The organism is Pseudobutyrivibrio sp. (genome assembly GCF_015057185.1).
Taxonomy (GTDB): domain Bacteria; phylum Bacillota; class Clostridia; order Lachnospirales; family Lachnospiraceae; genus Pseudobutyrivibrio.
Genome location: NZ_SVEV01000058.1, coordinates 1 through 6,020, shown reverse-complemented (window position 1 = coordinate 6,020; position 6,020 = coordinate 1). Strand labels below are relative to the sequence as shown.

General features: G+C 39.0%; 6 protein-coding genes. 3 read left to right on the top strand and 3 right to left on the bottom strand.

Going from position 1 to position 6,020, the window contains the following annotated elements; all coding sequences use genetic code 11:
- The 3 genes from rpsT to lepA form a co-directional block, all read right to left on the bottom strand.
- On the bottom strand, positions 1–155 hold a 155-nt coding region (rpsT, locus tag E7276_RS15135), incomplete at its 3' end, for a 30S ribosomal protein S20 (protein WP_294219368.1).
- 129 nt (positions 156–284) lie between these two features.
- Positions 285–1,487 carry a radical SAM family heme chaperone HemW gene (gene hemW, locus E7276_RS14965; protein ID WP_294219366.1) on the bottom strand — a complete coding sequence of 401 codons (1,203 nt, stop codon included), beginning with the start codon at positions 1,485–1,487 and terminating at the stop codon, positions 285–287.
- A gap of 1 nt (position 1,488) precedes the next feature.
- Positions 1,489–3,294, bottom strand: a complete 1,806-nt coding sequence (lepA, locus tag E7276_RS14960; protein ID WP_294219362.1) for a translation elongation factor 4 — start codon at positions 3,292–3,294, stop codon at positions 1,489–1,491.
- Positions 3,295–3,537: 243 nt separating this feature from the next.
- On the opposite strand from lepA, the gene hrcA reads away from it, so the two are divergent.
- From hrcA to E7276_RS14945, 3 genes are all read left to right on the top strand, one after another.
- A complete protein-coding gene (gene hrcA, locus E7276_RS14955; protein ID WP_294219359.1) occupies positions 3,538–4,587 on the top strand; it encodes a heat-inducible transcriptional repressor HrcA in 1,050 nt (349 codons plus the stop codon).
- 18 nt (positions 4,588–4,605) lie between these two features.
- Entirely contained in the window at positions 4,606–5,208 is a 603-nt protein-coding gene (grpE, locus tag E7276_RS14950) for a nucleotide exchange factor GrpE (RefSeq protein ID WP_294219357.1), read from the top strand.
- Positions 5,209–5,268: 60 nt separating this feature from the next.
- A partial coding sequence (locus E7276_RS14945; protein WP_294219354.1) for an Hsp70 family protein occupies positions 5,269–6,020 on the top strand: 752 nt, incomplete at its 3' end.

The following is a 6,020-nucleotide window of genomic DNA, read 5'->3' as shown; positions in this document are numbered from 1 at the left end:
TTAAGCTCTGACTCAGCAACAGCCTTGTCACCAGCTACTACAGCAGCCTCAACACGCTTAACGTATGTCTTAACCTCAGATCTGATAGCCTTATTTCTTTCTGTCTTAATAGCTGTAACGAGTACACGCTTCTTTGCAGATTTAATATTTGCCATGTGTTGCTACACCTCCAATTTGTTAAATTATAAAATGTTCAAATTAAATACGTTGTAGCCGGACACGGACAGTTCAACGCATACTCAAATATAATAGATAATGAACCTAACTTTGTCAAGATATAATTGCTATTTATCTAATAAAAATTTTGATAGAACTTGATTGCTTACGTCTATTCCAATATCAGTAAGGAAAAGTCGGCCTTCCTTTGCATCCATAAAGCCCTGATTTCTAAGGGCAGTAATGATTGGCCCATAAATTGCCTCTATATCGATGGCGAACATATTGTAGAAATCACTACGGGCTACACCGTCTATTTTACGAAGACCTAGGAACATAAATTCTTCCATGGCGTCTTTCTTGGAAAGAACTTCTTCTGTATCATAATAAGCACAGGAATGCTCAGAAGGTACATTTTTGCCAGAAGAGATTGCTTCGGATATCTCGCAGTATTTATAAATATCGGAAATGTTGCTGGTGCGAACATTGTCAAATAAAGAAGCAGCTCCAAGGCCTAGACCAAGGTATGGCACTCGATCCCAGTAGCCTACGTTGTGACGACAGATTTTGCCATTTCTAGCGTAGTTTGAAATCTCGTAGCGCTTATAACCTTTCTTTTCAAGATATTGCATTGTGAATTTATAAAGGTTATAGGACTCTTCATCTGTAGGTAAATCCTCTGTCTGCATGCCTGCTTGTTGCTTAACAGCATCAAATTTATATTTGTCATAGAAATGAGTGCCCTTTTCAATGATAAGAGAATAAGCGGAAATATGCTCTGGTCTAAGCATGGTAACAGCATTTAAGGTCTTTTCAAGCTTTGCTATTGTTTGATGTGGAAGACCAGTCATAATGTCCACGTTAACGTTATCAAATCCAGCCTTGCGAACTAAATCGTATGTGTGTAAAAATCGATTATAATCGTGGATGCGACCTAATTCCTTTAGCTCGTCATCATTTGCAGATTGAAGCCCGATGCTTAGGCGATTAATGCCTACAGAACGGTATAGATTTAGCTTTTCAGAGGAGAGAGTACCTGGATTACACTCCACGGAAATCTCTGCCAAAGGATCTAATTTAAAGGATTGCTTTACTGTGGTAATAATTGCATCCATTAAATCCTCGGAAAGCCATGAAGGGGTACCACCGCCTACATATATGGTGCTGACTATACAGCCTGGATGCCTTTTGGCCTGAAATTTTATTTCAGTGCACAAAGCAGCGACGTAACGCCGCTGCATTTTTTCATCAAAGACTCCAGATAGGAAGTCGCAATATAAACATTTTTTAACACAAAATGGTATATGAATATACAGTTCGATAGGAGTCATTTTAATCCTCGTCCAATTTAAGAACGCTCATGAAGGCTTCCTGAGGAATTTCTACATTGCCAACCTGACGCATTCTCTTTTTACCTTCTTTTTGCTTTTCAAGAAGCTTTTTCTTACGTGAAATATCACCACCGTAACACTTTGCAAGTACGTCCTTACGCATAGCCTTAACGGTTTCTCTAGCAATAACCTTTGAACCAACAGCTGCCTGAATAGGAATCTCAAACAAGTGACGTGGAATCTCTTCTTTGAGCTTTTCACACATTTTACGGCCGCGCTCATAAGCTGTGCCGGAGAATACGATAAATGATAATGCATCAACTTCTTCTTTATTAATAAGGATATCAAGTTTAACTAAATCTGATTTAGCATATCCCTTCATTTCATAATCGAAGGATGCATATCCACGAGAGCGGCTCTTTAATGCATCAAAGAAATCGTAAATGATTTCATTAAGTGGAAGAGTGTACTTAATAAGAGCACGAGTCTCTTCGATGTATTCCATGCTGATATACTGGCCACGACGCTCCTGACAAAGATCCATGATGGCACCAATATAATCAGAAGAAACCATTATCTCAGCCTCTACGATAGGCTCTTCCATGTATTCGATTTCTGATGGATCTGGAAGGTTGCTAGGGTTAGTAAGCTCAATCATTGTGCCATCAGTTTTGTATACTCTGTAAACTACGCCTGGTGCTGTAGTAACAAGGTCAAGATTATATTCTCGCTCAAGACGTTCCTGAATAATCTCTAAATGTAAAAGTCCAAGGAAACCACAACGGAAACCAAAGCCAAGAGCGATAGATGTCTCAGGCTCAAACTGCAAAGCTGCATCGTTAAGCTGAAGCTTCTCAAGGGCGTCACGTAAATCTGGATATTTAGCACCGTCTGCTGGATAAAGACCGCAGTAAACCATTGGATTAACCTTTTTATAACCAGGAAGTGGCTTGGCTGCTGGTTTATCTGCATGGGTGATTGTATCACCAACACGAGTATCTCTAACATTTTTGATAGATGCTGTCATGTATCCAACCATACCTGCTGGAAGCTCATCGCAAGGAATGAACTGCCCTGCGCCAAAGTATCCAACCTCTACAACATCAAATTCTGCGCCGGTTGCCATCATACGAACTGAATCACCAACCTTAAGTGTACCTTCTTTTACTCTGCAGAATACGATAACGCCCTTGTATGGGTCGTAGAGAGAGTCAAAGATAAGTGCCTGCAAAGGAGCCTTTGGGTCACCCTTTGGAGCAGGAAGCTGATTAACAATAGCCTCAAGTACATCATGAATATTAAGACCTGTTTTTGCAGATATCTGTGGAGCATCCTGTGCCTCAAGACCGATGATATCTTCGATTTCTTCGATTACACGCTCTGGGTCAGCAGATGGTAAGTCGATTTTGTTGATTACAGGGATAACATCAAGGTCATGGTCAAGTGCAAGATAAACATTTGCAAGAGTCTGAGCCTCAATACCCTGTGCGGCATCAACAACAAGAATGGCACCATCACAAGCAGCAAGTGAACGAGAAACTTCATAATTAAAGTCAACATGGCCTGGTGTGTCAATGAGATTGAAAATATATTCCTGTCCATCGTCTGCTTTGTAGATAATACGAACAGCCTGAGATTTAATGGTGATACCACGTTCTCTTTCAAGGTCCATATTATCAAGAACCTGATTCTGCATCTCTCGGTCGGTAAGAGTGCCTGTCATCTGTATAATTCTATCGGCAAGAGTTGATTTGCCGTGATCGATATGTGCTACAATACAAAAATTTCTAATTTTACTTTGATCCATTAATTCACCTCATAAAAATACTGCATTTATATTACCAAAGCATTGGAAAAATAACAATTATTAATGATGAAAGACTACTTTATTAATAATAGGTAAATTAAATATAAAAAAATTCTAAAGCGTGTTGACAAAAGGGGACCCTAGGTGTAAATTAACATCAGAATTGATTAGCACTCCAATTAGATGAGTGCTAACAAAACAAAAACTAAATGGTTTCACTAAAATTGCAAGTGAGGTGAATGTATGGCAGATACGGAACTTGATGAAAGAAAAGTAAAAATCTTAAATGCAATTATCAAGAACTATTTAGAAACAGGAGAACCAGTTGGCTCTCGTACGATTTCTAAATATACGGATTTGAATCTTAGTTCCGCCACTATTCGTAATGAGATGTCAGACCTTGAGGATTTAGGATACATTGTCCAGCCTCATACCTCAGCAGGACGTATTCCTTCTGATAAGGGATATCGCTTCTATGTAAATAATCTTATTGCTGAGAAGGATAAAGAAGTCTCAAACATGCAGGAATGGATGATTGAGAAAACTGAAAAAATGGAGAGCCTACTTAAAAACGTGGCAAAGGTTTTGGCTACCAATACTCAGTACGCTACGATGATTACAGCTCCATCAGTTGTTTCAAACAAATTAAAGTTCATTCAGCTTTCTGCTGTTGATGAAAAACAGGTTTTATCAGTTGTTGTTATGGATGGCAACATTGTTAAAAACAAAATTATAAATGTGGATAAGCCTCTTGATAATGAGACAATGCTAAAGCTAAACATGCTGCTTAATACAAATCTTAACGGACTTGCCATTGACCAGATTAACTTAGCACTCATTACAAAGCTCAAAGAACAGGCTGGTATCCATGATGAAATCATTTCACAGGTTCTTGAATCAGTAGCAGAGACTATCACAGAAGATGATGATCTTCAGGTATATACATCAGGTGCTACTAATATTTTCAAGTATCCTGAGTTATCAGATTCAAAAAAAGCATCAGAGCTTCTAGATACATTCGAGGAAAAGCAATCCCTTGTGGAGCTTCTTTCTGATAAGAGCGCTGGGGCTGATGAAAATGCAATTCAGGTTTACATAGGTGATGAATCACCTATTTCCACTATGAAGGATTGCTCGATAGTTACAGCAACATACGAGCTTGGAGATGGAGTAAAGGGTACCATTGGTATAGTTGGACCAAAGCGTATGGATTATGAGAATGTTGTTGATAATATAAAAAGCCTTAAAGGACAGCTTGATAAATTACTTAAAAACGAAGGCAAAGATTCTTAGTTAAGGAGATGTAAATAAGTGGCAGAGAATACAGAGAAAAAAGAAGAGTTCTCTACAGAAGAAGCAGTTAAAGAAGCTGTGGAAAATGCTGAAGAGATGAAGGAAGAAGCTACAGTCGAAGAAAACAAAGAGACTAATGCTGATTCAAAAGAAGCTAAAAAGGCTTCAAAGAAAAAGGAAAAGAAAAAAGATAAGAGAGACGAACAAATTGAACAGCTTACAGATAGAGTTACTCGTCAAATGGCTGAGTTCGAAAACTTCAGACGTCGTACAGAGCAAGAGAAATCTCAGATGTTCAATATGGGAGCTAAAAACATCATTGAAAAGATTCTCCCTGTAGTAGATAACTTCGAAAGAGGACTTGCTACAGTAGAAGAAGGAACTGATCCATTTGCAGATGGAATGCTCATGATATACAAGCAATTGCTTACAACACTTGATGAAGCAGGCGTTAAGCCAATCGAGGCAGTTGGACAGGAATTCAATCCAGATTTCCATAATGCAGTAATGCATGTTGAGGATGAGGAAGTTGGCGAGAATATCGTTGTAGAGGAATTCCAAAAGGGCTACATGTTTAATGATGCTGTAGTTCGTCATTCAATGGTTAAAGTTGCTAACTAAAATTATTTACTTTATAGATAACAAGACTAATAACAAAGTTATTATAGGAGGATATAAATCATGGGAAAGATTATTGGTATCGATTTAGGAACAACTAACAGCTGTGTTGCCGTTATGGAAGGTGGAAAGCCTACAGTTATCGCAAATACAGAAGGTGCTAGAACAACACCATCTATCGTTGCATTTACAAAGACAGGTGAGAGACTTGTTGGTGAGCCTGCAAAGCGTCAGGCTGTAACAAACGCTGAAAAGACAATCTCTTCTATCAAGAGAGATATGGGTACAGACAATGGTCGTATCATTGACGACAAGAAGTACTCTCCACAACAAATTTCAGCTATGATTCTTCAGAAGCTTAAGAGCGATGCTGAGAACTACCTTGGTGAGTCAGTTTCAGAGGCAGTTATTACAGTACCTGCTTACTTCAACGATGCTCAGCGTCAGGCTACAAAGGATGCTGGTAAGATTGCTGGTCTTGATGTAAAGCGTATCATCAACGAGCCTACAGCAGCTGCACTTGCTTATGGTCTTGATAACGAGCAGGAGCAGAAGATTATGGTATACGATTTAGGTGGTGGTACATTTGATGTATCTATTATTGAAATCGGTGATGGTGTTATCGAGGTTCTTGCTACAGCTGGTAACAACAGACTTGGTGGTGACGACTTTGATCAGAAGATTACAGATTGGATGCTTGCTGAGTTTAAGGCAGCTGAGGGCGTAGATCTTTCATCTGATAAGATGGCTCTTCAGAGACTTAAGGAAGCAGCTGAGAAGGCTAAGAAGGAGCTTTCTTCTGCAACAACTACAAA